This window comes from Fuscovulum sp. (assembly GCA_035192965.1).
Classification (GTDB): Bacteria; Pseudomonadota; Alphaproteobacteria; order Rhodobacterales; family Rhodobacteraceae; genus Paragemmobacter.
Genome location: CP136571.1, coordinates 876,769 through 901,277 on the forward strand (window position 1 = coordinate 876,769; position 24,509 = coordinate 901,277).

At 64.0% G+C, this 24,509-nt stretch carries 24 protein-coding genes; 13 read left to right on the plus strand and 11 right to left on the minus strand.

What is annotated here, in order from left to right:
- Positions 1 to 2 precede the first annotated feature (2 nt).
- The gene (locus RSE12_04320) at positions 3 to 1,595 is read left to right on the plus strand and encodes a peptidoglycan -binding protein (GenBank protein WRH63565.1); all 1,593 of its coding nucleotides are present in this window, start codon (positions 3 to 5) and stop codon (positions 1,593 to 1,595) included.
- 195 nt (positions 1,596 to 1,790) lie between these two features.
- Here RSE12_04320 and RSE12_04325 read toward each other — a convergent pair whose 3' ends face one another.
- The 3 genes from RSE12_04325 to gloB form a co-directional block, all read right to left on the minus strand.
- Complete coding sequence (locus RSE12_04325; protein ID WRH63566.1) at positions 1,791 to 2,753, minus strand: M23 family metallopeptidase; 963 nt, start codon at positions 2,751 to 2,753, stop codon at positions 1,791 to 1,793.
- Positions 2,750 to 5,071, minus strand: a complete 2,322-nt coding sequence (clpA, locus tag RSE12_04330) for an ATP-dependent Clp protease ATP-binding subunit ClpA (protein WRH63567.1) — start codon at positions 5,069 to 5,071, stop codon at positions 2,750 to 2,752. Before clpA ends, RSE12_04325 begins: the two co-directional genes overlap by 4 nt.
- A gap of 167 nt (positions 5,072 to 5,238) precedes the next feature.
- Entirely contained in the window at positions 5,239 to 6,006 is a 768-nt protein-coding gene (gene gloB, locus RSE12_04335) for a hydroxyacylglutathione hydrolase (protein WRH63568.1), read from the minus strand.
- A 62-nt stretch (positions 6,007 to 6,068) separates the two neighbouring features.
- On the opposite strand from gloB, the gene RSE12_04340 reads away from it, so the two are divergent.
- The 7 genes from RSE12_04340 to RSE12_04370 all read left to right on the plus strand — a co-directional run bounded on the left by RSE12_04340 (position 6,069) and on the right by RSE12_04370 (position 12,673).
- Positions 6,069 to 6,851 carry a methyltransferase domain-containing protein gene (locus tag RSE12_04340; GenBank protein ID WRH63569.1) on the plus strand — a complete coding sequence of 261 codons (783 nt, stop codon included), beginning with the start codon at positions 6,069 to 6,071 and terminating at the stop codon, positions 6,849 to 6,851.
- Positions 6,852 to 7,370: 519 nt separating this feature from the next.
- The gene (locus tag RSE12_04345) at positions 7,371 to 7,931 is read left to right on the plus strand and encodes a F0F1 ATP synthase subunit delta (GenBank protein WRH63570.1); all 561 of its coding nucleotides are present in this window, start codon (positions 7,371 to 7,373) and stop codon (positions 7,929 to 7,931) included.
- A complete protein-coding gene (gene atpA / locus RSE12_04350; protein WRH63571.1) occupies positions 7,931 to 9,469 on the plus strand; it encodes a F0F1 ATP synthase subunit alpha in 1,539 nt (512 codons plus the stop codon). The genes RSE12_04345 and atpA overlap by 1 nt, the downstream gene beginning before the upstream one ends.
- A 24-nt stretch (positions 9,470 to 9,493) precedes the next feature.
- Entirely contained in the window at positions 9,494 to 10,360 is an 867-nt protein-coding gene (locus tag RSE12_04355) for a F0F1 ATP synthase subunit gamma (protein WRH63572.1), read from the plus strand.
- A 17-nt stretch (positions 10,361 to 10,377) separates the two neighbouring features.
- Complete coding sequence (atpD, locus tag RSE12_04360; protein ID WRH63573.1) at positions 10,378 to 11,796, plus strand: F0F1 ATP synthase subunit beta; 1,419 nt, start codon at positions 10,378 to 10,380, stop codon at positions 11,794 to 11,796.
- Positions 11,797 to 11,808: 12 nt separating this feature from the next.
- Positions 11,809 to 12,201: a F0F1 ATP synthase subunit epsilon gene (locus RSE12_04365; protein ID WRH63574.1), complete on the plus strand. Its 393-nt coding sequence runs from the start codon at positions 11,809 to 11,811 to the stop codon at positions 12,199 to 12,201.
- Positions 12,202 to 12,322: 121 nt separating this feature from the next.
- Positions 12,323 to 12,673 carry an H-type lectin domain-containing protein gene (locus RSE12_04370; GenBank protein WRH64739.1) on the plus strand — a complete coding sequence of 117 codons (351 nt, stop codon included), beginning with the start codon at positions 12,323 to 12,325 and terminating at the stop codon, positions 12,671 to 12,673.
- 83 nt (positions 12,674 to 12,756) lie between these two features.
- On the opposite strand, the gene RSE12_04375 is transcribed toward RSE12_04370, so the two are convergent.
- The gene (locus RSE12_04375; protein WRH63575.1) at positions 12,757 to 13,776 is read right to left on the minus strand and encodes a ribose-phosphate pyrophosphokinase; all 1,020 of its coding nucleotides are present in this window, start codon (positions 13,774 to 13,776) and stop codon (positions 12,757 to 12,759) included.
- A gap of 125 nt (positions 13,777 to 13,901) precedes the next feature.
- On the opposite strand from RSE12_04375, the gene RSE12_04380 reads away from it, so the two are divergent.
- Entirely contained in the window at positions 13,902 to 14,495 is a 594-nt protein-coding gene (locus RSE12_04380) for a 2-hydroxychromene-2-carboxylate isomerase (GenBank protein ID WRH63576.1), read from the plus strand.
- 73 nt (positions 14,496 to 14,568) lie between these two features.
- On the opposite strand, the gene RSE12_04385 is transcribed toward RSE12_04380, so the two are convergent.
- The 7 genes from RSE12_04385 to RSE12_04415 form a co-directional block, all read right to left on the minus strand.
- The gene (locus RSE12_04385; GenBank protein ID WRH63577.1) at positions 14,569 to 15,603 is read right to left on the minus strand and encodes a beta-eliminating lyase-related protein; all 1,035 of its coding nucleotides are present in this window, start codon (positions 15,601 to 15,603) and stop codon (positions 14,569 to 14,571) included.
- Position 15,604: 1 nt separating this feature from the next.
- Positions 15,605 to 16,060, minus strand: coding sequence for a YcgN family cysteine cluster protein (locus RSE12_04390; GenBank protein ID WRH63578.1), 456 nt, complete (start codon positions 16,058 to 16,060; stop codon positions 15,605 to 15,607).
- A 154-nt stretch (positions 16,061 to 16,214) separates the two neighbouring features.
- The gene (locus RSE12_04395) at positions 16,215 to 17,141 is read right to left on the minus strand and encodes a bifunctional riboflavin kinase/FAD synthetase (protein ID WRH63579.1); all 927 of its coding nucleotides are present in this window, start codon (positions 17,139 to 17,141) and stop codon (positions 16,215 to 16,217) included.
- Between the two features lie 39 nt (positions 17,142 to 17,180).
- Positions 17,181 to 17,636, minus strand: coding sequence for a MaoC family dehydratase (locus RSE12_04400; protein ID WRH63580.1), 456 nt, complete (start codon positions 17,634 to 17,636; stop codon positions 17,181 to 17,183).
- Positions 17,637 to 17,751: 115 nt separating this feature from the next.
- On the minus strand, positions 17,752 to 18,630 hold the full coding sequence (locus RSE12_04405) for a TIGR01459 family HAD-type hydrolase (GenBank protein ID WRH63581.1): 879 nt from the start codon (positions 18,628 to 18,630) through the stop codon (positions 17,752 to 17,754).
- A gap of 89 nt (positions 18,631 to 18,719) precedes the next feature.
- Positions 18,720 to 19,643, minus strand: a complete 924-nt coding sequence (locus tag RSE12_04410; GenBank protein ID WRH63582.1) for a manganese-dependent inorganic pyrophosphatase — start codon at positions 19,641 to 19,643, stop codon at positions 18,720 to 18,722.
- A gap of 127 nt (positions 19,644 to 19,770) precedes the next feature.
- Entirely contained in the window at positions 19,771 to 20,802 is a 1,032-nt protein-coding gene (locus RSE12_04415; GenBank protein ID WRH63583.1) for a TraB/GumN family protein, read from the minus strand.
- Between the two features lie 224 nt (positions 20,803 to 21,026).
- Here RSE12_04415 and RSE12_04420 point away from each other — a divergent pair, with 224 nt between their 5' ends.
- From RSE12_04420 to dmeF, 4 genes are all read left to right on the plus strand, one after another.
- Positions 21,027 to 21,314 carry a co-chaperone GroES gene (locus RSE12_04420; GenBank protein ID WRH63584.1) on the plus strand — a complete coding sequence of 96 codons (288 nt, stop codon included), beginning with the start codon at positions 21,027 to 21,029 and terminating at the stop codon, positions 21,312 to 21,314.
- A 61-nt stretch (positions 21,315 to 21,375) separates the two neighbouring features.
- A complete protein-coding gene (gene groL / locus RSE12_04425) occupies positions 21,376 to 23,019 on the plus strand; it encodes a chaperonin GroEL (GenBank protein ID WRH63585.1) in 1,644 nt (547 codons plus the stop codon).
- 132 nt (positions 23,020 to 23,151) lie between these two features.
- The gene (locus tag RSE12_04430; protein ID WRH63586.1) at positions 23,152 to 23,424 is read left to right on the plus strand and encodes a metal/formaldehyde-sensitive transcriptional repressor; all 273 of its coding nucleotides are present in this window, start codon (positions 23,152 to 23,154) and stop codon (positions 23,422 to 23,424) included.
- Positions 23,425 to 23,432: 8 nt separating this feature from the next.
- A complete protein-coding gene (gene dmeF / locus RSE12_04435; protein ID WRH63587.1) occupies positions 23,433 to 24,449 on the plus strand; it encodes a CDF family Co(II)/Ni(II) efflux transporter DmeF in 1,017 nt (338 codons plus the stop codon).
- Positions 24,450 to 24,509 lie beyond the last annotated feature (60 nt).

A 24,509-nucleotide genomic window follows, 5' to 3' on the forward strand; every position in this document is an offset into this window, starting at 1 on the left:
GCATGGCCCTGCGCAGCCGCCGCGATTCATCCATCATCTGGCCGGGCTTTGTGGATGCGGTGACGACGCTGCTGATGGTGATGATGTTCGTGCTGACCATCTTTACCGTGATGCAGGTGGTGTTGCGCGATACGATCACCACGCAATCGAATGAGCTGGACAGCCTGACAGACCAGATCGCGCAACTGGCCGATCAGCTGGGGCTGGAACGCCAGCGCGCGGCGGGGTTGGAAACGCAGGTGGGGCAGTTGACCGCCTCGCTCACCGCCGCCGAGGCAGAGGGGGAGCGGCAGGCAACGCTGATCACCACCCTGACGGGGCAGTTGTCCACCGCGCAGGGTGCACTGGCCGATGCGCAGGGGCGGATCGCGAGTTTCGAGGCGCAGGTGGCATCGCTGCTGGCCGAACGCGATGCGGCGCGGGGGCAGGTGACGGACCTGACCGCCTCTGTCCAAGAGCTTGAAGATGCGCAGAAAAGGCTGATTTCCGAGCAAGAGGCGATGCAGCTTGCGCTGGCCAAGGCGCGCGATGAGGTGGATGCCAATGCCGAAGCGGCCCGTCTGATGGCGGCGCGGCGGGCGGCGGTCGAGGCACTGATCGCCAGCCTGCAAAGCCGGGCGCAGGGGGCCGAGGCGCAACTGTCCGAGGCGGAAGCCGCGCGTCTGGTAGATGCGGCGGCGTTGGAGGAATTGCGCGATCGGCTGAACGGCGCGGATGACGAATTGGCGGCGATGACGCTGGCGCTGGAAGAACAGAGGAAGCGCGCGGAGGAGACACTGACGCTGTTGGCCGCCGCGCAGACCGATGCGGCGCGGGCGGTCGAAGGGCAGGATTCGCGCGATGCGGCGCTGGTGGCGGCAGAGCGCGCGCTGACCGAGGAGCAATCCAAGTCATTGGAAGCAGAGCGGAAAGTGGCACTGCTGAACGAACAGATCGGGGCGCTGCGGTCGCAACTGGCACAGTTGCAATCCATCCTGGACGAGAGCGCGGCGCGGGATGAGGCGGCGCAGGTGCAGATGGAATCGCTGGGCACGCAATTGAACGCGGCCTTGGCGCAGGTGGCGGCAGAGCAGCGGCGGCGGGCAGAGCTGGAAGCGGCCGAGGCGGCGCGGCTGGCGGCGGAAAATGCCGATCTGGCGCGGTATCGGTCAGAGTTCTTTGGCAAGCTGTCGGAACTGCTGGACGGGCGCGAAGGCGTGCGGGTGGTGGGCGACCGCTTCCTGTTCTCTAGCGAGGTGCTGTTCCAGCCCGGCGCGGCGGAACTGGCCCCCGAAGGGCAGGCACAGATTGCCGGGGTGGTGGAAATCCTGAATGAAATCAGGGGGGATATCCCGCCCGAGATCGACTGGATCATCCGCGTGGACGGCCATACCGACGATGTGCCGCTGTCGGGTGCGGGGGAGTTCAGCGACAACTGGGAACTGTCGCAAGGGCGCGCGCTGTCGGTTGTGCGCTACATGCAGGAAAGCCTTGGCTTCCCGCCCGAGCGTCTGGCGGCGACGGGGTTTGGCGAATACCGGCCCGTGGCGGCGGGCGACGATGCGGCGGCGCGGGCGCAGAACCGGCGGATCGAATTGAAGCTGACCGAGCGTTAATTCTGTTTTTCTGACAGGGGCTTGCGGGGTTTTGGCCGTGCAGCGCCCGGTGCAGATGGTGGTGCAGACGGCTGTGCATACAAATATGGGCAGGGCGCGGGGCCGATTCATGGTTAAGCGTGCGCTGGTGCCGAATGGGGCCAAATTCCTTGGAAGGAATTTGCAAAATTCTTCGAAGAATTTTGGGGCGCGCGGTCAGGGTGTGAGGGTGATCGTGATCGCTTCACGGCCCAGTTCATCGGCACCGCGCATCATCACCACCGCGCCGCTGTAATCCCCCGCAGGCCAGCCGCCGGGGGGCAGGCGTTTGCCGATGGCGCGGAAGGCGAGGGCCTGGGTGCGGTCTATGGCGATGGTCTGGCTTATCACCTCGCCTTGCGGGCCGGTTATCGAAAGCGTGAGTTGGTCGCCCGCGTGGGGGCCGAAATAGGCGGCCCAGATCACCAGAGCGGGGGCGTCGGTGGGCAGGGCGGCGGGGGAGGGGAGGCCTGCCTTGATCGCTGAAAACTCGGGGATGGCGGTGGCGAAGCCAGTGGCGGTAAAGCCGAAAGGATCATAGGCGATGGGGTCTGCCCAGAGCGGATCATCGGCAGGTGCGCCGCAGGTGGCGGCGGCGTCGGGGGCAAAGGGATCAAGTTCCACCCCATCCTTGCGGATCGCCAGATGGACATGGGGAAATTCCGTGTTGCCCGACAGGCCGACAAGGCCGATTTCCTGCCCTGCTTCCACCCTATCGCCGGGTTGCAGGCGCAGGCTGCCCTGTTTCAGGTGGCAATACTGGGTTTCCCAGCCATCGCCATGGTCGATAGCGATGCCATTGCCGCAATCGCGGCCCTGCAAGGCGGGGGCGGCGGGGTCGGAGATGGCGATATCGGGCATCCCGTCGCGGATGCCGCGCACGGTGCCGGGGGCGGCGGCCAGCACCGCCACGCCCGCCTGCATGGCGGCCAATGTGGGCAGGGCGAAATCGGTGCCGTCATGGCCATTATAGGTAAGGTGGCCGCAAGCCACATCCGCCATGCCGGGGCCGGGATCGCGGTCGAAATGGTTCTGGATATGGCAATCCACCCCAAGGGTGCAGGCGATGGGTTGGCCAAAGTCAAAGGCCCCCGCCGGAACGGCGAGGGCCAATGTCACGATTGCCGCGTGGCGGATCATTCCGCCGTGAGCAGCGGCGGTTTCTGGCCCGTGAGGCGGGGCTTCTGCGGTTCCTGCACCTGCAGGTCGATCGCATCATCCTTGACCGCCACGCGGACGACACCGCCCTTGGTCAGCTTGCCGAACAGCAGTTCTTCGGCCAGCGGCTTTTTGATGTATTCCTGGATCACGCGGCCCAGCGGGCGCGCACCCATCTTGTCATCATAGCCCTTGTCGCCCAGCCAAAGCGCGGCTTCGGGGGTAAGTTCGATGTGAACGTTCCGATCCAGAAGCTGTGCCTCAAGCTGCAACACGAATTTCTCGACCACCTGAAGGATGACTTCCTTGCCCAGCGGGGCAAAGCTGATCACCGCATCCAGACGGTTGCGGAATTCGGGGGTGAAGATCCGTTCCAGTGCGGCGGTGTCTTCGCCCGTGCGGCGTTCGCGGCCAAAGCCGATGGCGGCCTTTGCCATGTCCGACGCGCCTGCGTTGGAGGTCATGATCAGGATCACGTTGCGGAAATCGACGGACCGGCCGTTGTGATCGGTCAGTTTGCCGTGATCCATGACCTGCAACAGGATGTTGTAGACATCCGGGTGGGCCTTTTCCATTTCGTCGAGCAGCAGCACGCAATGCGGGTGCTGGTCGACGCCATCGGTGAGCATGCCGCCCTGATCGAAGCCGACATAGCCCGGAGGTGCGCCGATCAGGCGGGAAACCGCGTGCTTCTCCATGTATTCCGACATGTCGAAACGCAGCAGTTCCACGCCCAGCGAGGATGCCAGTTGCTTGGCCACCTCGGTTTTGCCGACGCCGGTGGGGCCAGCGAACAGGTAGTTGCCGATGGGCTTTTCCGGTTCGCGCAGGCCCGCGCGGGCGAGCTTGATCGAGGAACACAGGGCCTCGACGGCCTTGTCCTGGCCGAAGACCACGCGCTTGAGGGTTTTCTCAAGGTCGCGCAGGGTTTCGGCATCGTCCTTGGACACGTTTTTCGGCGGGATGCGGGCGATCTTGGCGACCACGGCCTCAATCTCTTTGGTGCCCAGCGTCTTGCGCTTTTTGCCTTCGGGGAGCAGGTGCTGTGCGGCACCGGCTTCGTCGATCACGTCAATGGCGCTGTCGGGAAGCTTGCGGTCATTGATGTAGCGTGCGGCAAGTTCCACCGCCGCCTTGATGGCATCGGCGGTGTAGCGCAGGTCGTGGTGTTCTTCGAAATGCGGCTTGAGGCCCATCAGGATCTTGATGGCGTCCGGCACCGAAGGTTCGTTCACGTCAATCTTCTGGAACCGGCGCGACAGGGCGCGGTCCTTTTCGAAGTGCTGACGGAATTCCTTATAGGTGGTCGAACCCATGGTGCGCAGTTTGCCGCCCTGAAGCGCGGGCTTCAGCAGGTTGGAGGCATCCATTGCGCCGCCGGAGGTGGCACCTGCACCGATCACGGTGTGAATCTCGTCGATGAAGAGGATGCCGTCGGGGTGATCCTCCATCTCTTTGACCACGGCCTTCAGGCGTTCTTCGAAATCACCGCGATAGCGGGTGCCTGCCAGCAGCGCGCCCATATCGAGGCTGTAGATCGTGGCATGGGCCAGAACCTCGGGCACTTCTTTCTTGACGATCTTCCACGCCAGACCTTCGGCGATGGCCGTCTTGCCCACGCCGGGATCGCCCACCAGAAGCGGGTTGTTCTTGCGGCGGCGGCAGAGCACCTGAATGGCGCGCTCCACCTCGGCCTCACGCCCGATCAGGGGGTCGACGTCGCCCTTGAGGGCCTTCACGTTCAGGTCGACGCAATATTTGGAGAGGGCGGATTCCTTCGCCTCGCCGGCTTCGGCCTTGGGGGTTTCGTGGCGTTCTTCATCGGCGCCGGAAACAGGGCGGCTTTCGCCATAGGACGGGTCTTTCGCCACGCCATGCGCGATGAAGTTGACCGCGTCATAGCGCGTCATGTCCTGTTCTTGCAGGAAGTAGGCCGCGTTGCTTTCGCGTTCGGCGAAGATGGCGACGAGGACATTGGCCCCTGTCACTTCGGTCCGGCCGGAGGATTGGACGTGGATCGCCGCGCGCTGGATGACGCGCTGGAAGGCGGCTGTTGGCACAGCCTCGGACCCTTCGACATCGGTGACCAGCGTCGACAGATCGTCGTCGATGAAATCGACAAGCGTCTTGCGCAGGTCATCGAGATTGACCGAACACGCCTTCATCACGCGGGCGGCGTCGGGTTCGTCGATCAGCGCCAGCAGAAGATGTTCCAGCGTGGCGAGTTCGTGGCGGCGGGCATTGGCAAGGGCCAGGGCGCCGTGGATGGCCTGCTCGAGAGTCGTTGAAAACGATGGCACGTTCTGGTGCTCCTGTTCATCAGGGTTCGCGGGGATTGCCCGCCGAACCGCGGCCTCATGCCCCTCAGAGTTCGGCTTATTTCGCCGCACTTCAAGGGTTTTTTGGGTTCCGTTGCGGTTTGCTGCAGGCTTGCCGCAAAAAGTGACCGGCAAGATGCAGAGTTTGGTCAGAACCTGTCCTTGCGGGCGCGGATTTCGGCGAAAGCGGCTTCAGCGCTGGCATTTGGCTGGCCAATCGCGGCTTTCAGGTCGGGCAGATGCGCACGCAGGAAGGGGTTGGTTTCCAGTTCTTCGGAAAGAGCGACGGGGACGGTGGGACGGTCTTCTCCGCGCGCCACTGACACCCGATTGCTTCTGGAGATAAGCGCGGCGTTGCCGGGTTCAAGGGTCAGGGCGAAACGGATGTTGGAGGCGGTGTATTCGTGGCCCGAGCAGATGAGCGTTTGTGGTGGCAGCGCGGCGAGGCGGGTCAGCGAGGCGTGCATCTGGGCGGGCGTGCCTTCAAACAGGCGGCCGCAGCCGGCGGACATCAGGCTGTCGCCGGTGAAGGCAAGGGCGGCAGCGGGGATGTGAAAGGCGATGTGGCCAATGGTGTGGCCGGGAACGGGGAAGGCGTGGACGGGATGGCCGCCGAAGGGGAAGCTCGCCTCATCCGGCAGGGCGTGATCAAGCGGGGGCAGGCGGTGGGAATCCGCAGCCGCCCCGGTGACGCGCGCGCCCGTGGCGGCGCGCAGGTCGGCCACGCCCTGGATGTGATCGGAATGGTGATGGGTGAGCCAGATGTCGGTGAGGGCCCAGCCGCGTTCCCCCAGGGCAGCGAGGATCGGCGCGGCATCGGGGACATCGACCACCGCCGTTGCGCCGGTTTCGGGATCGTGGATCAGATAGGCGTAGTTGTCCGACAGGCAGGGGATGGTGACGAGTTCGAGCGGCATGGTCTTTGATCCGTGTTTCGCTATGCTGCGCCCAGACTGGACCGGCGGGGAAGCCAAGCGCAATGCACCTTGATGTGCTCGATCTGCGGAACTTCTATTATCGCACGCAGCTTGGCCGCGTGGCGCAGCGGGCGATCCGCGATCAGGTGCTGCGGCTGTGGCCGGTGCAGCAGGGACATACGGTGGCGGGCTTCGGCTTTGCGGTGCCGCTCTTGCGCCCCTATCTGACCGAGAGCCGCAGGGTGATCGGGCTGATGCCCGGCCCGCAGGGGGTGATGCCCTGGCCTGCGGGGATGGAGAATGTCAGCGTCCTTTGTGAGGAAACCTATTGGCCGGTACCGACGGGTATGGTGGACCGGCTGGTGCTGATGCATGGGCTGGAGACATCGGAACATCCCAGTGCCGTGCTGGAAGAAGCGCATCGCGTTCTGGGGCCGGGGGGGAAGGCGCTGATCGTGGTGCCGAACCGATCTGGGCTGTGGTCGCGGCGGGATATCACGCCGTTCGGTTTTGGCCGCCCCTATTCGATGACGCAGCTGGAGGCGCAGTTGAAGCGGCACGGCTTCACGCCGGAACGCACCTGCGCGGCCTTGTTCACCCCGCCATCGCAAAGCCGGTTCTGGCTGCGGACGGCGGATTTCTGGGAAGGGCTGGGGCGGCGCTTTGGGCCGTGGCTGGCAGGCGGCGTGCTGATGGTGGAGGCGACGAAGCAGGTCTATGCCCCCACACGCGGGGGGTTGAGTGCACTGGCGCGGCGGCCTTTGAAGGTGCTGGAAGGCGTGGGCAAGGGCGTGCCTGAACCCGCGATGAACCAGATGCCGGGGGTGACGCGCGAGCGCGAGTGATCTTGCGGGCCGATATGTTGATGCCCGAAATCCAAAGGAATGCCGCCCCCGCAGGCGGGGACGGCATGAGACATTTTCCCCGCATCGCGCGTGCCGCGCGCTGCGGGCGTGAGGGGGGCCAGCCCCCCGGTCGCGTGCCGCGCCCTCCCCCCGGGGTATTTGGGGCCAAGATGAAGGGGTAAGGTGGGGGCGGGTGACACTGTCGCGGGGCGCCCATGTCCCGCATCGCATCTTGCCGCAGAGTGGGGGCCGATTCTGCGCTGCGGCATGGGGATGGGGCGGCCGGACGGCGCCTTTGCCTGATGCAAAAAGCCGCAGGCGGGGCGGGGGTGGTGCGGGGCTTTGTAAAAGCTGCGTGGAACAATCACGTTGGCGCGACCTTCCCGGTTGCGGGCTTGGTGGACCTCTGCTACAGACCGCGCGAATTGACAGACGCAGGGGCTTCCCTGCGCCCTGGGATGCCCTTGGCCTGTGCAAGCTTTGCGCGGGCGCGGGGGCCAAGACAGCGGAAGGGTTGACGTGTCCGAACCAGCTTCGATCTCCTCCGGCATTGCCGCACGCTACGCCACCGCTCTTTTCGAGTTGGCGAAGGAAGACAAGGGACTGAAGGCGCTTGAGGCAGATGCCGAAGCGCTGGCGGCAGCCCTTGCGGTAAGCCCGGACCTGAGCGCGATGATCGCCTCGCCCGTCGTATCGCGCGAGGATCAGGCGGCGGCGATTGCCGCGATTGCCAAGAAGATGAAATTGTCGGCGCTGACCGCCAACACGCTGGCGCTGATGGCCAGCAAGCGGCGGCTGTTCGTGCTGCCGCAGTTGGTGGCTGATGTGCTGGCGCGCATCGCGGCGGACCGGGGCGAAGTGACGGCCGAGGTCACCTCGGCTGCTGCGCTGTCGGACGCGCAGACCAAGGCACTGGCCGCGACGCTGAAGACGCGTGTCGGCAAGGATGTGAAACTGAAAGTGGCTGTCGATGAAACGCTCATCGGTGGTCTTGTCGTCAAGCTGGGCTCGACCATGATCGACACGTCGGTCAAGGCAAAGCTCGCGGCTCTCCAGAATGCAATGAAAGAGGTTGGGTGATGGGAATTCAGGCTGCTGAGATCTCTGCGATCCTGAAAGAGCAGATCAAGAATTTCGGCAAGGATGCCGAAGTGGCCGAAGTGGGCCGTGTTCTTTCCGTAGGTGACGGGATCGCCCGTGTGCACGGGCTGGACAATGTCCAGGCCGGCGAGATGGTGGAATTCCCCGGCGGTATCCGCGGGATGGCGCTGAACCTGGAAGTCGACAACGTCGGTATCGTGATCTTCGGGTCCGACCAGGACATCAAGGAAGGCGATATCGTCAAGCGGACCAAGTCCATCGTGGACGTGCCCGCGGGCAACGGCCTGCTGGGCCGCGTCGTGGACGGCCTTGGCAACCCGATCGATGGCAAGGGCCCGATTGCGGCGACCGAGCGTCGCGTGGCCGATGTGAAGGCCCCCGGCATCATCCCGCGCAAATCGGTGCATGAGCCGATGGCGACCGGCCTGAAGGCCGTGGACGCGATGATCCCCGTTGGCCGTGGCCAGCGCGAACTGATCATCGGTGACCGCCAGACCGGCAAGACTGCCGTGGCGCTGGACACCATCCTGAACCAGAAGGTCTATAACGAGGCCGCTGGCGACGACGAATCCAAGAAGCTGTACTGCATCTATGTGGCCATCGGGCAGAAGCGTTCGACCGTGGCACAGCTGGTGAAGAAGCTGGAGGAAACCGGGGCGATCGACTACACGATCGTCGTGGCAGCCACCGCATCCGACCCGGCGCCGATGCAGTTCCTGGCGCCCTATTCGGCCACCGCGATGGCAGAGTTCTTCCGCGACAATGGCCGTCATGCGCTGATCATCTATGATGACCTGTCCAAGCAGGCCGTTGCCTATCGCCAGATGTCGCTCTTGCTGCGCCGTCCGCCGGGACGTGAAGCCTATCCGGGCGACGTGTTCTATCTGCACTCGCGCCTGCTGGAGCGTTCGGCCAAGCTGAACGAGGATTTCGGGGCCGGCTCGCTGACCGCGCTGCCGATCATCGAAACGCAGGGCGGCGACGTGTCGGCCTTTATTCCGACGAACGTGATCTCGATCACCGATGGCCAGATCTTCCTGGAAACGGAACTGTTCTATCAGGGCATCCGCCCGGCTGTGAACACCGGTCTGTCGGTGTCGCGTGTGGGCTCCAGCGCCCAGACCAACGCGATGAAGTCGGTCGCGGGCAAGGTGAAGCTGGAACTGGCGCAGTATCGCGAAATGGCGGCCTTTGCGCAGTTCGGGTCTGATCTTGACGCATCCACCCAGCAGTTGCTGAACCGTGGCGCGCGTCTGACGGAGCTGATGAAGCAGCCGCAGTATTCGCCGCTGACCAATGCGGAAATCGTTTGCGTGATCTTTGCCGGTACCAACGGCTATCTGGACAAGATCGGCGTCAAGGATGTGGGCCGTTTCGAGGCGGGCCTTCTGAAGCACCTGCGCACCAAGGGCGCGGCGCTGCTGGAAGACATCACCAAGAACGACCGCAAGGTTTCGGGCGACCTGGAAAAGGCCATCCGTGCGGAGCTTGATGCGTTCGCCAAAGACTTCGCTTGATTTTGGCCCTGAGGGAGTAGGCAGATGCCCAGCCTTAAGGACCTGAAAAACCGGATCGGCAGCGTCAAGAACACGCGCAAGATCACGAAGGCGATGCAGATGGTCGCGGCGGCGAAACTTCGCCGCGCCCAAGAGGCTGCGGAAGCCGCGCGCCCCTATGCCGAACGGATGAATGCCGTTGTGGCGGGGCTGGCGGCATCGGTCGGCCAGTCCCCATCGGCCCCCCGGCTTTTGTCGGGGACGGGGGCGGACAAGGTGCATCTTCTGGTGGTGATGACCGCCGAACGTGGCCTGTGCGGCGGTTTCAACTCGTCCATCGCGCGTCTGGCGCGAGTGCGGGCGCAGGAATTGCTGGCGCAGGGCAAGACGGTGAAGATCCTGACCGTCGGCAAGAAGGGGCGGGAACAGCTCAAGCGTGATTTGGCCGCGCATTTCGTGGGCCATGTTGACCTGAGCGAGGTCAAGCGTGTGGGCTATGTCAATGCGCAGTCCATCGCGCGTGAAGTGCTGGCGCGCTTTGAAGCGGGCGAGTTCGACGTGGCGACGCTGTTCTACAACCGGTTCCAGTCGGTGATCAGCCAGATCCCGACCGCGCAGCAGGTGATCCCGGCCAAGTTCGAAGGCGGCGGCGTGTCGTCGCTGTATGACTATGAGCCGAGCGAAGAAGCCATCCTTGCGGACCTGCTTCCGCGCGGTGTTGCAACGCAGGTGTTCACTGCGCTGCTGGAGAACGGGGCATCCGAACAGGGTGCGCGGATGTCGGCGATGGACAACGCCACGCGCAATGCGGGCGACATGATCAACAAGCTGACGATCCAGTACAACCGTTCGCGGCAGGCGGCGATCACCAAAGAGCTTATCGAAATCATTTCGGGCGCCGAGGCGCTCTGAGTTAGCGGAGAGACAACATGGCACAAGGCAAAGTCACGCAGGTGATCGGCGCCGTGGTGGACGTTCAGTTCGACGGCGCGCTGCCGGCGATTCTGAACGCACTCGAAACCGAAAACAACGGCAAGCGTCTGGTTCTGGAAGTGGCGCAGCATCTGGGCGAAAGCACCGTGCGCACCATCGCCATGGACGCGACCGAAGGTCTGGTCCGTGGTGCGGTTGTGCGCGATCTGGGCGCGCCGATTTCGGTTCCGGTGGGCGATGCCACGCTGGGCCGCATCCTGAACGTGATCGGTGAGCCGATCGACGAAAAGGGCCCCATCGCATCGACCACGATGCGTGCGATCCACCAGCCTGCCCCGTCCTTTGCGGAACAGGCGACCTCGTCCAACATCCTGGTGACCGGGATCAAGGTGATCGACCTGCTGGCCCCCTATTCCAAGGGCGGCAAGATTGGCCTGTTCGGCGGCGCCGGTGTGGGCAAGACGGTTCTGATCATGGAACTGATCAACAACATCGCCAAGGTGCATTCGGGCTATTCCGTGTTCGCGGGCGTGGGTGAACGGACGCGTGAAGGCAACGACCTCTATCACGAGATGATGGAATCCGGCGTTATCAAGATCGACAATCTGGCGGAATCGAAAGTGGCCCTTGTCTACGGCCAGATGAACGAACCGCCGGGCGCGCGTGCCCGTGTGGCGCTGACCGGCCTTACGCTGGCCGAACAGTTCCGCGACCAGTCCGGCACGGACGTTCTGTTCTTCGTCGACAACATCTTCCGCTTTACCCAAGCCGGTTCGGAAGTGTCGGCTCTGCTGGGCCGTATCCCCTCTGCCGTGGGTTATCAGCCGACGCTGGCCACCGACATGGGCGCGCTGCAGGAACGCATCACCTCGACCAAGGCAGGATCGATCACCTCGGTTCAGGCCATCTACGTTCCGGCCGACGACCTTACCGACCCGGCACCTGCGACCTCCTTCGCGCACCTTGACGCCACGACCGTTCTGTCGCGTGCGATTTCGGAACTGGGCATCTATCCGGCGGTGGACCCTCTCGACTCCACCTCGCGTCTGATGGACCCGGCGGTTCTGGGCGAAGAGCATTACAACGTGGCGCGTTCGGTGCAGGGCATCCTGCAGCGCTACAAATCGCTGCAGGACATCATCGCCATTCTGGGGATGGACGAACTGAGCGAAGACGACAAGCTGACCGTGGCACGGGCGCGCAAGATCCAGCGTTTCCTGTCGCAGCCGTTCGACGTGGCGAAGGTCTTCACCGGTTCGGATGGCGTGCAGGTTCCGCTGGAAAAGACCATCGCGTCGTTCAAGGCCGTGGTCGCCGGTGAATACGATCACCTGCCGGAAGCCGCCTTCTACATGGTTGGCGACATTGATGAGGCCGTGGCCAAAGCCCAGCGTCTTGCTGCGGCAGCGGCATAAGGGGGCAAGCCAATGGCAGGCACGCTGCAATTCGACCTTGTCTCGCCGGAGCGGAGGCTTGCCTCTGTTGCCGCGAGCGAGGTTCAGATCCCGGGGGCCGATGGCGACCTGACGGCGATGGAGGGGCATTCGCCCACCATCACCACGCTGCGCCCCGGCATTCTGAAGGCGGTTTCGGCCGAAGGGGCGAAGTCCTATGTAGTGACCGGCGGTTTTGCCGACATCACCGCCAGCAGCGTTTCGGTTCTGGCCGAACGTGCGGTGCCGGTGGAAGAGGCCAATGCCGCCCTGTTTGACGGTCTGCTGGCCGAGGCGCGCGAAGCCGCCGCCACGTCAGCCGACAAGGATAGCGCCGACAAACTGGTCGCCGACATTCTGGCCATGCGCGCGGCGGTGGGCCAATAGGCGCGCAGGTCTGATGCAATCGTGAAGGCCCCGTTGTCATGGCGGGGCCTTTTCTTATGGTGGTCCTGCGTGTTGCATGACCAAGTAAGGGGTGACCGGAGTCCGGATGAAACAGCCAAAGATGAAGCGCATGTCAGCCAGCAGGATCGGGATATTGCAGGGCAGCCGCATCCTGTTTTCGGATTTTGCGTCGGATGGCGTGATGTGGACGGGCAGCGGCGACCGCGAAAGCCGGTTCCATGTGACCTTCAACGAAGCCTTTCGCGCGCCCCCCGCCGTGATGGTGGGCATTTCCCTGTGGGACATGGACCACAAGACCAACATGCGCGCCGACCTGACCGCCGAGAATGTATCGGAAAAGGGGTTTCAGCTGGTGTTCCGCACATGGGGCGACACGCGCATCGCCCGCATTCGCGCGGATTGGACAGCCATCGGCCCGGTGCGGGACGAGGACGACTGGGACATCGCGTGACAGGGGCCTGGCCGCCCGCTGTCACCGTCGCCAACTGAACGCAGCTTTGCTGTAGTGGTCAGACAGGGCCGTATCGGCGCCGATCACCCGCGCACATACATGCCTTCGTAGATCGGGACGAGCGTATCGGTTTCGAACAGCGATGACACGCTGGTGCCGTTCCAGATGTTCAGGATCGCCTGGGCAAAGACCGGGGCGGTGGGGACGATGCGGATGTTCGATGCCGCGCGGACCTCATCCGTGGGGGCGATGGAATCGGTGATCACCAGCGATTTCATCACCGAATTCTGCACTCGCTCCACCGCCGGGCCGGAAAGGACGCCGTGGGTGATGTAGCTGTGAACCTCGGTCGCGCCGTTTTCCATCAGCACCTCTGCCGCCTTGCACAGCGTTCCGGCGGTGTCGCAGATATCGTCCACGATGATGCATTTGCGGCCACGCACATCACCGATCACGGTCATCCCGGCCACTTCGCCCGCCTTTTCGCGGCGCTTGTCCACGATGGCAAGGGGGGCATTGATCCGCTTGGCCAGTTCGCGGGCGCGGGCCACGCCACCCACATCGGGCGAGACGATCATCAGGTCTTCCAGCTGGCCCTTGAAGTGGTGTTCGATGTCCAGTGCAAAGACCGGGCTGGCATAGAGGTTGTCCACCGGAATGTCGAAGAACCCCTGAATCTGCGCCGCGTGCAGGTCGAGCGTCAGCACGCGGTCAACGCCCGCGCGGGTGATCAGATTGGCGACCAGCTTGGCGCTGATGGGCGTGCGCGCCTTGGCGCGGCGGTCCTGACGGGCATAGCCGAAATAGGGGATCACGGCGGTGATGCGCGCCGCCGACGACCGGCGCAACGCATCGGTCATGATCAAGAGTTCCATCAGGTTGTCATTGGCCGGGTTCGAGGTGGACTGGATGATGTACATATCCTCGCCCCGGACATTCTCGAACACCTCGACGAAAATCTCCTGATCGTTGAAGCGTTCGATGCGGGCATCCACCAGATTGACCGACATGCCGCGGTGCATCGACATGCGTCGGGCGATGGCCTTGGCAAGCGGCAGGTTGGCATTGCCGGAGATCAGCTTCGGTTCGGTGATGGCGGGCATTTGGGACTCCGGGGCCTTCGGATTCTGAGGGGACGCAAGGGCGGATGCGACACGGATTCGGCGCTGGACACGCCTTATCACTGCGTTACGGTCTTGCAAACCAAGGCTGAACCGGGGGTGGGCAAATGGTGCAGATCGACTACTTTTTCGCGGTGATTTCGCCCTTTGTCTATCTGGCGGGCGACCGGCTGGAACAGATCGCGGAACGGCAGGGGGCGACGATCCGCTATATCCCGATCGACGGGCCGGCGCTGTTTCCGCGCACGGGTGGGCAGGTGCTGGCGGAGCGGCATGAAAGCCGCAAAGCCTATCGCTTGCAGGAGTTGGCGCGGTGGTCGCGGCGGTTGGGGATGAAGCTGGACCTGCAGCCCGCGTATTTTCCGGTGAACCCGGCGCCGGCATCCTATGCCATCATCGCGGCGGCTGCGGCGGGGGGTGGCGATCTGGCCGGGCTGGTGCGGGCCTTTCCCCGCGCGGTCTGGTCCGAGGGGCGCAATATCGCGGATGATGCGGTGGTGAAAGAGATCATGGCAGAGAACGGCTTTGATCCCGCCATTGCCGACCGAGGCATGTTCATGGCCGCCGATACCTATGTCCGCAATCTGGACGAGGCCGTGTCGCGCGGGGTGTTCGGCTTGCCCTTTTATATCGTGGGCGAAGAGCGTTTCTGGGGGCAGGACAGGCTGGACCTGTTGGAGGATCATCTGGCGGGGCGGTAGGGCGCCATCAGACAAACGCTGTGGTGGTGGTGCCGTCGCAGTTGGGTATTTGGGCCAAGATGAAACGGCAGGGTCAGGCCTTGAGATGCCCGAGGAAGTGGTCGACGTGATCCTCGGTCGTGTTCCATGACGCGACCATCCGCGCGGTTTCGCGGCCATCGGCCAGGGGGCGCAGGTCGTAATAAACCGCACCCGCCGCTTGCAGATGTGCGTGGCCGCCCGGTTCCCAGTTGGCAAAGATCATGTTCGCCTGCGACGGATGTGTCAGCGCGGCGTGGTTGAGGCCCGCGATGCCCTGCGCCAGCCGCTGCCCCATGGCATTGGCCTGCGCGGCAAGGCGCATCCACAAGCCATCGGTCAGATAGGCCTCCATCTGTACCGACAGGAAGCGGTGCTTTGAGAAGAGATGCCCGCCGCGTTTGCGGCGCAGTTCCAGTTCCCAGGACTTTGTGGGATCGAACAGCACCACCGCCTCGACCCCAAGCAAGCCGTTCTTGGTGCCGCCAAAGGACAGCACATCAATGCCGGCGCGCCATGTCATGTCGGCCGGGCTGGCCCCGGTGGCCACAAGCGCATTGGCAAAGCGCGCGCCGTCCAGATGGCAAGGCAGGCCGTGGGATTTGGCGATGGCGGTCAGGGCGGCAATCTCGGCCGGGGTGTAGACGGTGCCTGCCTCTGTGACATTGGTCAGCGACAGGCAACCGCGCTGTACGCCATGTACGCCGGATGCTCCGGTGGTGGCCAGCGCCTCGGTCAGCGCGTCGGGCGTGATGCGCCCATGCGCGCCGTCGATCAGCACCAGTTTCGCGCCGTTTGTATAGAATTCGGGTGCGCCGCACTCATCTTCGGCTATATGGGCGTGACGGTGGCAGAAGACGGCGCCCCAGGGATCGGTCAGCGTGGCCAGCGCCAGCGCATTGGCGGCGGTGCCGGTGGCGACCAGATGGACCGAGGCTTCGGGTGCATCGAACAGGGCGCGCATCTGCGCGGTGACGCGGGCCATGATGTCATCGCCGCCATAGCTGCGGGCGAAGCCTTCGTTGGCGCGCAAGAGCGCCTGCATGACTTCGGGCGGCGCGCCGGAGGTATTGTCTGAGGCGAAGAACATGTCAGGGCTTCTCGTCGATGATATAGTCGTCCCATTCTTCTTCAGGGACTTCGAATTCCGGCACGGTCATGCCGCGCACCGAATTGCCGGAGGTATGGGTGCTTTCGGGATCACCGGTGCGCAGCGGGTGCCAGTCGGGCAAGGTGCCGCCCTGATGGAGCAAGCGATAGGCGCAGGTGCGGGGCATCCAATAGGCGACCTTGGGCAGGGTCTTGGGCGTGAGGCGCACGCAATCGGGCACGAATTGATGGCGGATCGCATATTGGCTGCAACGGCACGTTTCGCCATCCAGCAGGCGGCAGGCGACGCGGGTGTAATCCACCTCGCCCGTGTCTTCATATTCGATCTTGTTCAGGCAGCACTTGCCGCAGCCATCACAGAGCGCCTCCCATTCCGGGGCGGTCATCTTGGTGAGGGGGACAGTCTCCCAGAAGCGGGGGCGGAGTTTCGTTGTCATGGCCGCGAAGGTGCGCTTTTGGCCGGGGAAAGGGAAGCGGGGGAGCGCCAAAATTTTGCGAGCAAAATTTTGGCGCGGCAGGCCCGAAATTTTTCTGGAAAAATTTTGGGCAGAGAGTCGGCGAAACTTTTCGGGGAAAAGTTTCGCCGCTCACCTACAGTGCCGAGAGGATCGCGCGGGCGCGGGTGCAATCGGCGTCCATCTGGGTGATCAGCGCCTCAAGCCCGTCGAATTTCAATTCGGGGCGCAGGAAATCGACAAAGGCGATCGACAGGTGCTGACCATAGAGGTCGCCTTTGAAATCGAAGAGGAAGGTTTCAAGGTTGGGCCGGTTCTCCCCGAACATAGGCCGCACGCCCAGGCTGGCCGCGCCCATATGGCTGCCCGCCTGTGGGCCGGTCAGGATGTCGACCTTGACCGCATAGACGCCGAAGCGGGGCAGGTGCAGCCCGTCGACCGACATGTTGGCGGTGGGATAGCCCAGTTCCCGGCCGCGCTTTTCGCCGTGGATCACCTCGCCCTCGATCCGGTGCCAATGCCCCAGCATGGCGGCGGCATCGCGCGGGCGGCCATCGGTCAGAGCCTGACGGATGGCGGTGGAGGAGACCTCGATCCCCGCAATGGCAACGAGCGGGGCGATGGTGACGTCAAAGCCCAGCGTCGCGCCAAGGATGCGCAGATCGGCGGCAGTGCCGGCGCGGCCTTTGCCAAAGCAGAAATCCGACCCGACGACGACATGCGAGATGCCAAGGCCATCGGCCAGAACGTCGCGGGCAAAGGCCTCGGGCGTGAGGCCGGCGAGGGCGCGGTCGAACGGCAGTTGATACAGCTGATCCACCCCGATCTTGGCCAGCCGGTTGGCCCGCGCCTCGGCATTCATCAGCCGGAAAGGCGGGGCATCGGGGGCAAAGACCTGACGGGGATGGGGTTCAAAGGTGACAATGCCAAGGGGCGCGCCGGGGCGGCGGGCAAGGTCGATCACCGATTGATGGCCCAGATGCAGGCCGTCGAAATTGCCCATGGCGACAGAGGCACCGCGGGCGGCGTGGTCGATGTTCTGCCAATGATGGTGAACGCGCATCTTCCCCCGAGGCGGGGGCCTGCCCCGTCGTCCTGGCCGTCAGTCGAACTTGCGGCTGGGCGCAAGAACCAGCGCCTCGCCCTTCAGCACGACCGTATTACCCACTGCGCAGTGGGTTTCAAGGGTGACGCGGCGCTTGGCGTGATCGATCGCCACGACCTTCACCTCGGCCCGGACGGTATCGCCGGGGCGGACGGGGGCCATGAACTTCAGGCTTTGGCCCAGATAGACGGTGCCATGGCCGGGAAGCTGTTCGCCGATCACGGCGGAAATCAGCCCCGCGGTCAGCATCCCATGGGCGATGCGGCCCTGAAAGATGGTGTCTTGGGCATAGGATTCGTCCAGATGCACGGGATTGCGGTCTGTCGACACCTCGGCGAACATTTCGATGTCGCGGTCGGTCACGGTTTTCATCAGGTGACGAGTCATCCCGATTTCGAGATCCTCGATGCAGATCGTGCCGCGCGGCTGATTGTCGATGGCTCTGGCGAACATGGCCGAATCCCCTTTGATCTGGCGCGACCATAGCCTGCGCCGCAGTGCGGCGCAATTCCGTTGGGTAACTTTTTATCTCAACCGTGACTTTTCACGCAAGATTGTTGCGGAGCGGTCAGCCGAGGAAGGCGATGGCATGGGTGGGAGACAGTTGCTGCTCTTCTAGCCATGCCGTCAGAAGGGCCGGGTCCGGCTGGGCGTGATCGGGGCCGAAGGCGGCGGCGGCGATGCCGCCGGTGACAAACAGCGTGTCGATCCCTTCGCCGATGCCGCCCTGAATATCGGTGTTGATCCCGTCACCAATGGCCAGAATCGCGGCATCTTCGCGCCCGGTCCGTTCGGCCATGCGGCGGCGGGCGAGGTCATAGATCGGGGGGTGCGGCTTGCCGTAATAGAGCGCGGTGCCGCCCATCGCCTCATAGGCCTGGGCCAGCGCGCCCGCGCAATAAAGCCGCCGCTCGCCCAGATCGACGATCAGATCGGGGTTGGCGCAGAGCATGGGCAGGTCGTTGGCCTTCATCATCAAAAGCGTGGCGCGGTAATCGTCGGGGGTTTCGGTCAGATCGTCGCGCAGGCCGGTGACGACCACACCTGTCGCATCCTTCAGGGGGACGCGGGTGATCTTGATCGGGTCATGGGCATCCGTGGGCAGGTCGGTGAAGAAGGTGTCGTCCTTGTCTGCGCCGATGTGGTGGACGCGGGGGCCGACGGCACCAGAGAGCATGGCATATTGCGACGCATCGCCGGAGGAGACGATGTCATCCCAGCAATCTTCCGGCACGCCGATGGTGGCGATCTGGGCTGCGACGCTGGCGCGGGGGCGCGGGGAATTGGTCAGCAGGACGACGTAACCACCGTTGGCGCGAAACGCGCGCAGCGCGGCGACGGCGGCGGGGAAGGGGGTCTTGCCATTGTGCAGGCAGCCCCAGAGATCGCAGAACACCGCGTCATATCGGCCGGAGACGGTGGCAAGGCTGGCGATGAGGTCGGTCATGCTTTGGCCTTTCCGGCTGTGCTTTTGGCGGTGACGCCCACGCCGACCCTTGCCCGGCAGCGGGAAAGGGTCGGGGAAGGGCTGTCAGATCAGAGTTTCAGCGCCGGGATGATCTGCTTCTTGCGCGACATGATGCCGGGCAGAACCACGGTATCGCCGGTGACGGTGCAGCCGAACGAGGCTTCGGCCAGTTGCTTGACCAGATCGTTGGGCACCAGCAGCGTGGCCTCTTCCTTCAGGATGTCGACCACGAAAAGGAGCACCTGATCGGCACCGTCTTCCTTGGCCACGCCCACCATCGACGCCATCAGGCTGTCCTTGCGGTCCAGCACGATCTTGGGCGCGGTGGTTTCCAGCACCGAGACGCGCAGTTCCTTGCCCGCGACGGTGTATTCCTTGGAATCCATACGCAGCAGTTCGGCATCCGAGAAGGCCGAGACGTCGGATTTCGCTTCGAACATGCGGGTGGCCAGATCGGCCATGTCGACGCCCAGATCAATGGCCAGCTTTTCCGCAACTGCGCGGTCATGCGGGGTGGTGGTGGGCGAGCGGAATTCCAGCGTGTCGGACAGGATGCAAGACAGCATCGCGCCCTTGATCGACCGGGGCGCAGCGGCCACGACGGCATCGCCCATCAGATCGTGCATGATGGTGGCGGTGCATGCCAGCGGGCGGATGGTGATGTCGATCGGGTTCTTGGTCTTGATGCCGCCGACCAGAAGGTGGTGGTCGATGATGCCCTGAATCTTTGCCTCGTTGATCGAGGGGGGCAGTTCGGCAGGGTTGTTCGTGTCGACGATCACGACCTTATCTTCAGCCGTCACGTCCGCGATGATCGCGGGCTTGTCGAGGCCCCAGTGCCGCAGCACGAAGGCCGCTTCGGTGTTGGGTTCGCCCAGCAGCACGGGTGTGGCGGGGGTGGTTTTCACTTCGGTCAGATACCAGGCCCAGATGATGGGCGACCCGGTTGAATCGGTGTCGGGGGATTTGTGGCCGAAAACGAGGGTGGTCATGGGATACGCCTTGAACGCTAGGGGATGGGTTTGGCGCGCTTATAGGCAAGCTGGCTTGGCTTGTCACGTGCTGCGGTGGCGTATTGCTGCAACGCAGCAAGATGCCGCGCCCCACGGATGGTGCCCGCTACATCGGCAGTTCTTCCAGCGTGAAGCCCGCCTGTTCCATCAGGCGCAGCACGCCAGTTTCGCCGGGCAGGTGCAGCGCGCCGAAGGCGGCGACGACGGGGCCATCCTTGGCGGCGGCCTCGATCACCGGGATCCAGGCGCGGTTGCGATCGGTCATCAGGACCTGTTCCATCTGGGCGAAGTCTGCCTCGACCTGCGCGATATCCTGCCCCGGCATCCGCAGCGTCATCTGTCGCGTCAATTCCCAGATCAGCCGCGATTCCCCCGCGAAATAGGCATCGGCCAGCGTCACCGCGTAATCGGCGGCATAGGGTTCCAGCGCCAGCGATGACCGGATCATGCCAAGCTGTTCGTCCATCGGCATGCCTTCGAACAGGCGAAAGACGGTGTCATGCGATTCCAGTGCCTGAAGCGGTTTTCCCTGTGTCTGGGCATAGTCGATGACCATGCCGTCCAGCCCGCCCTTGCCCTGCGCCATGCTGCCGATATCGCAGGCGGGCAGGGCCAGCAGCATCGACACATACCAGGGCCGGAACTTTGACACCATGAAGGGCGGCATCCCGCGCGCCCGCATTGCATCGGCCAGCAGTTGCCATTCCGGATCGGTCAGTGCCTCACGCAAGGTGGGGCCATCGGTGTTCACCATCAGCGACGGGTCGCGCGCCAGATCGGCCATCAGCGCGGCTTCTTCCAGCGGGCCCGCCTCGACCATCACCGTCGTGGCGGCATCCAGCAGGGGGGTGATGCGGGCCATGGTGGCCGTGTGGCGGGGATCATCAAGGTGATAGGTGCCCACCAGATGGATCACCGCATCGCCCCGCGTGGCCCGCCACAGATGCCCGCGCGGATAGGGCACGGAATCGGTGGCCGCGATCAGCGCGCGACGGTCAGCCTCGGCCATGGTGTCGAGAAGGTTGATCCCGTCACAACGCGCCCCGACAGCAACCGCCTCGGCCTGCGCCGAGGCGCTGCCGACGAGGCAGGCGGAAATCAGCGCGGCGGCAAGGGTGGCAAGGACGGGGCGGGGCATGGGAAAAACCGGCAAGGGATGTGGCCTGTAAAGGTGGCACCGCCACGCTCCCCTGCCAAGGGCCATGGCGCAAAGGCGGGGCAGATGTCATCAAATTTTCATCAGCACCCCGAAGGGCCGGGTGTTGACATACGGCGCGGCTGTGCCTACCTGTCCGGTCATTAGCACTCACCCGTTATGAGTGCTAATCTTCATTCAACCTGGAACCTAGGGAGTGTTCTCAGATGGCATTCAAACCGCTGCATGACCGTGTGCTGGTCCGCCGCATCGAAGGCGAAGACAAGACCAAGGGCGGCCTGATCATCCCCGATTCCGCCAAGGAAAAACCGGCTGAGGGCGAAATCGTCTCGGTCGGTGAAGGCGCACGCAAGGATTCGGGCGAGCTGATCGCACCGTCGGTAAAAGCTGGCGACCGCATCCTGTTCGGCAAGTGGTCGGGCACCGAAGTCAAACTCGATGGCGAAGACCTGCTGATCATGAAGGAAAGCGACATCCTCGGCATCATCGCCTGATGGATGTGGCGGGGTAGCCCCCGCCGCCCGCTTTCCCCAACCCATTCAAAGGAGCTTTCACATGGCTGCTAAAGACGTACGTTTCGATACCGATGCCCGTGACCGCATGCTGCGCGGCGTCAGCATCCTCGCCGATGCGGTGAAGGTGACGCTGGGCCCGAAAGGCCGCAACGTGGTGATCGACAAATCCTTCGGTTCGCCCCGCATCACCAAGGACGGCGTGACCGTTGCCAAGGAAATCGAACTGGCCGACAAGTTCGAGAACATGGGCGCGCAGATGGTGAAGGAAGTTGCTTCCCGCACCAATGACGAAGCCGGCGACGGCACCACCACCGCCACCGTTCTGGCGCAGGCAATCATCAAGGACGGCCTGAAGGCCGTTGCCGCCGGCATGAACCCGATGGACCTGAAGCGCGGGATCGATCTGGCCGTGACCAAGGTGGTCGCTGCCATCAAGGCCGCTTCGCGCCCCGTCAAGGACAGCGCCGAAGTCGCACAGGTCGGCACTATCTCGGCCAATGGCGAGGCTGAAATCGGCCGCCAGATCGCTGATGCGATGCAGAAGGTCGGCAATGAAGGCGTGATCACCGTCGAAGAGAACAAGGGCCTTGAGACGGAAACCACCGTCGTCGAAGGCATGCAGTTCGACCGCGGCTACCTGTCGCCCTACTTTGTGACCAATGCCGACAAGATGATCGCCGATCTGGACGACGCGTTCATCCTGCTGCACGAAAAGAAACTGTCGTCGCTGCAGCCGATGGTTCCGCTGCTGGAAGCCGTGATCCAGTCGCAGCGTCCGCTGCTGATCATCGCCGAAGACGTGGAAGGCGAAGCCCTTGCCACGCTGGTGGTGAACAAGCTGCGCGGTGGCCTGAAGATCGCCGCCGTCAAGGCGCCGGGCTTTGGCGACCGTCGCAAGGCCATGCTGCAGGACATCGCCATTCTGACCGGTGGTCAGGTGATCAGCGATGATCTGGGCATGAAGCTGGAGTCGGTCACGATCGACATGCTGGGTCGCGCCAAGAAGATCTCGATCAACAAGGACAACACCACCATCGTCGACGGCAATGGTGACAAGGCCGAGATCGAGGCCCGCGTGTCGCAGATCCGCGCCCAGATCGAGGAAACCACCTCGGATTACGACCGTGAAAAGCTGCAAGAGCGCGTGGCCAAACTGGCCGGTGGCGTTGCGGTGATCAAGGTCGGCGGGATGACCGAAGTCGAAGTGAAAGAGCGCAAGGACCGCGTTGATGACGCGCTGAACGCGACCCGTGCCGCCGTGCAGGAAGGCATCGTTGTCGGCGGCGGCGTGGCACTGATCCAGGCTGGCAAGTCGCTTGACGGCCTGACCGGTGCGAACAGCGACCAGAACGCCGGTATCGCCATCGTGCGCCGCGCGCTGGAAGCACCGCTGCGCCAGATCGCCGAAAACGCCGGTGTGGACGGCGCTGTGGTTGCGGGCAAGATCCGCGAATCCAGCGACAAGAACTTTGGCTTCAACGCGCAGACCGAAGAATATGGTGACATGTTCGCGTTCGGCGTGATCGACCCGGCCAAGGTGACCCGTACCGCGCTGGAAGATGCGGCCTCGGTCGCGTCGCTGCTGATCACGACGGAAGCCATGATCGCGGATCGTCCGGCCAAGGAATCGGCTGGTGGCGCTGGCGGCATGGGCGGAATGGGCGGCATGGACGGGATGATGTAATCATCCCTGCCACCGTGGCAGACTGCTTTTCTTAGCAGACAAGGGGGGCGCACCGCAGGGTGCGCCCCTTTTTCGTTGCGGCGACCGGAACGGGATGATACCTATACCCCCTATGGGTATTTTGGGGGTGGCATGTCGCATCTGAGCCATGACAAGACCAAGCTGCTGGCGCGGGTGCGCCGCCTGCGCGGGCAGATCGAAGCGGTGGAGCGCGCAGTCGAGGCTGACCGCGACTGCGCCACGATCCTGCATCTGGTGGCGTCGGTACGCGGATCGGTCACCGGGCTGACGGCCGAGTTGATCGACGAACATCTGATCCATCACATCCGGGATGAAGCTGATCCCGAGGCCCGCATCGCGGGCAGCGACGCGCTGGCGCGCGCGCTGCGCAGCTATTTGAAATAGGACAGGCCATGCACGATCATCCCCACCACCATGGCGACCATGACCACGACCATGACCACCCCCACGCCGCCACGGCGACCGGAGCCTTGCCGCGTGTCGATGGCGCGCATGACCATGTGTTTCTGGGCGCGGACCATGACCGCAACGCCCGCCGCACCTGGGCGGTGATCTCCATCACCTCGGCCATGATGGTGGTCGAGATTGTGGCCGGCACGATCTATGGGTCGATGGCGCTGGTGGCGGATGGCTGGCACATGTCCACCCATGCGGCGGCGCTGCTGATTGCGGCGCTGTCCTATGGTTATGCCCGGCGCAATGCGCGCAACCCGCGCTTTACCTTTGGCACCGGCAAGATCGGCGATCTGGCGGGGTTTGCCAGCGCGGTGGTGCTGGGGATTGTGGCGCTGCTGATCGGCTGGGAAAGCCTGATGCGGTTGAGCAACCCGGTTGCCATTGATTTCGGGCAGGCGACCGTGGTGGCGGTGGTGGGGCTGGTGGTCAATCTGGGCTGCGCGGCGCTGCTGCATCAGGGGCATTCGCACGGTGCCGGACATGGGCACGGACACGGGCATGGGCATTCACATGGGCATCACCACCATGCAGCGACAGACAACAATCTGCGCGCGGCCTATCTGCATGTGCTGGCCGATGCGCTGACATCGGTGCTGGCGATTGCTGCGCTGCTGGCGGGGCGGGTTTATGGCTGGAACTGGCTGGACCCGGCCATTGGCATTCTGGGCGCGGTGGTGATTGCGCGCTGGTCCTGGGGGTTGATGAAAGAGGCAGGCGCGGTGCTGGTGGATTACATCCCCGCCGATGAAGACCTGCCGTCCGAAATCGCATCGGCGCTGGAGGCAGGGGGCGACCGCATCACCGATCTGCACATCTGGCAGTTGGGGCCGGGGCATCACGGCGCGATCATCGCGCTGCGTTCGGCCACGCCGCAGACGCCTGATGCCTATCGCGCCCGGCTGGCCCATATCACCGAGCTGTCGCATGTGACGGTGGAAGTGCAGGCGGCCTGAGCCTGACCAAAGCCCTTGGACGGGGAAAGGGCTTTCGGCAGGACCGCGCTGTCGCTAGGT

Excerpts from the sequence above, each read along its gene's own strand:
- RSE12_04340 (WRH63569.1), top strand. The coding sequence starts at position 6,069 with ATGCACCTTGATGTGCTCGATCTGCGGAACTTCTATTATCGCACGCAG.
- dmeF (WRH63587.1), top strand. The coding sequence starts at position 23,433 with ATGCACGATCATCCCCACCACCATGGCGACCATGACCACGACCATGAC.
- atpD (WRH63573.1), top strand. The coding sequence starts at position 10,378 with ATGGCACAAGGCAAAGTCACGCAGGTGATCGGCGCCGTGGTGGACGTT.
- RSE12_04420 (WRH63584.1), top strand. The coding sequence starts at position 21,027 with ATGGCATTCAAACCGCTGCATGACCGTGTGCTGGTCCGCCGCATCGAA.
- RSE12_04355 (WRH63572.1), top strand. The coding sequence starts at position 9,494 with ATGCCCAGCCTTAAGGACCTGAAAAACCGGATCGGCAGCGTCAAGAAC.
- RSE12_04325 (WRH63566.1), bottom strand. The coding sequence starts at position 2,753 with ATGATCCGCCACGCGGCAATCGTGACATTGGCCCTCGCCGTTCCGGCG.
- RSE12_04370 (WRH64739.1), top strand. The coding sequence starts at position 12,323 with ATGAAGCGCATGTCAGCCAGCAGGATCGGGATATTGCAGGGCAGCCGC.
- gloB (WRH63568.1), bottom strand. The coding sequence starts at position 6,006 with ATGCCGCTCGAACTCGTCACCATCCCCTGCCTGTCGGACAACTACGCC.
- atpA (WRH63571.1), top strand. The coding sequence starts at position 7,931 with ATGGGAATTCAGGCTGCTGAGATCTCTGCGATCCTGAAAGAGCAGATC.
- RSE12_04380 (WRH63576.1), top strand. The coding sequence starts at position 13,902 with ATGGTGCAGATCGACTACTTTTTCGCGGTGATTTCGCCCTTTGTCTAT.
- RSE12_04395 (WRH63579.1), bottom strand. The coding sequence starts at position 17,141 with ATGCGCGTTCACCATCATTGGCAGAACATCGACCACGCCGCCCGCGGT.
- RSE12_04415 (WRH63583.1), bottom strand. The coding sequence starts at position 20,802 with ATGCCCCGCCCCGTCCTTGCCACCCTTGCCGCCGCGCTGATTTCCGCC.
- RSE12_04400 (WRH63580.1), bottom strand. The coding sequence starts at position 17,636 with ATGTTCGCCAGAGCCATCGACAATCAGCCGCGCGGCACGATCTGCATC.
- RSE12_04365 (WRH63574.1), top strand. The coding sequence starts at position 11,809 with ATGGCAGGCACGCTGCAATTCGACCTTGTCTCGCCGGAGCGGAGGCTT.
- groL (WRH63585.1), top strand. The coding sequence starts at position 21,376 with ATGGCTGCTAAAGACGTACGTTTCGATACCGATGCCCGTGACCGCATG.
- RSE12_04320 (WRH63565.1), top strand. The coding sequence starts at position 3 with ATGGCCCTGCGCAGCCGCCGCGATTCATCCATCATCTGGCCGGGCTTT.
- RSE12_04390 (WRH63578.1), bottom strand. The coding sequence starts at position 16,060 with ATGACAACGAAACTCCGCCCCCGCTTCTGGGAGACTGTCCCCCTCACC.
- RSE12_04385 (WRH63577.1), bottom strand. The coding sequence starts at position 15,603 with ATGTTCTTCGCCTCAGACAATACCTCCGGCGCGCCGCCCGAAGTCATG.
- RSE12_04410 (WRH63582.1), bottom strand. The coding sequence starts at position 19,643 with ATGACCACCCTCGTTTTCGGCCACAAATCCCCCGACACCGATTCAACC.
- RSE12_04430 (WRH63586.1), top strand. The coding sequence starts at position 23,152 with ATGTCGCATCTGAGCCATGACAAGACCAAGCTGCTGGCGCGGGTGCGC.
- RSE12_04405 (WRH63581.1), bottom strand. The coding sequence starts at position 18,630 with ATGACCGACCTCATCGCCAGCCTTGCCACCGTCTCCGGCCGATATGAC.
- RSE12_04375 (WRH63575.1), bottom strand. The coding sequence starts at position 13,776 with ATGCCCGCCATCACCGAACCGAAGCTGATCTCCGGCAATGCCAACCTG.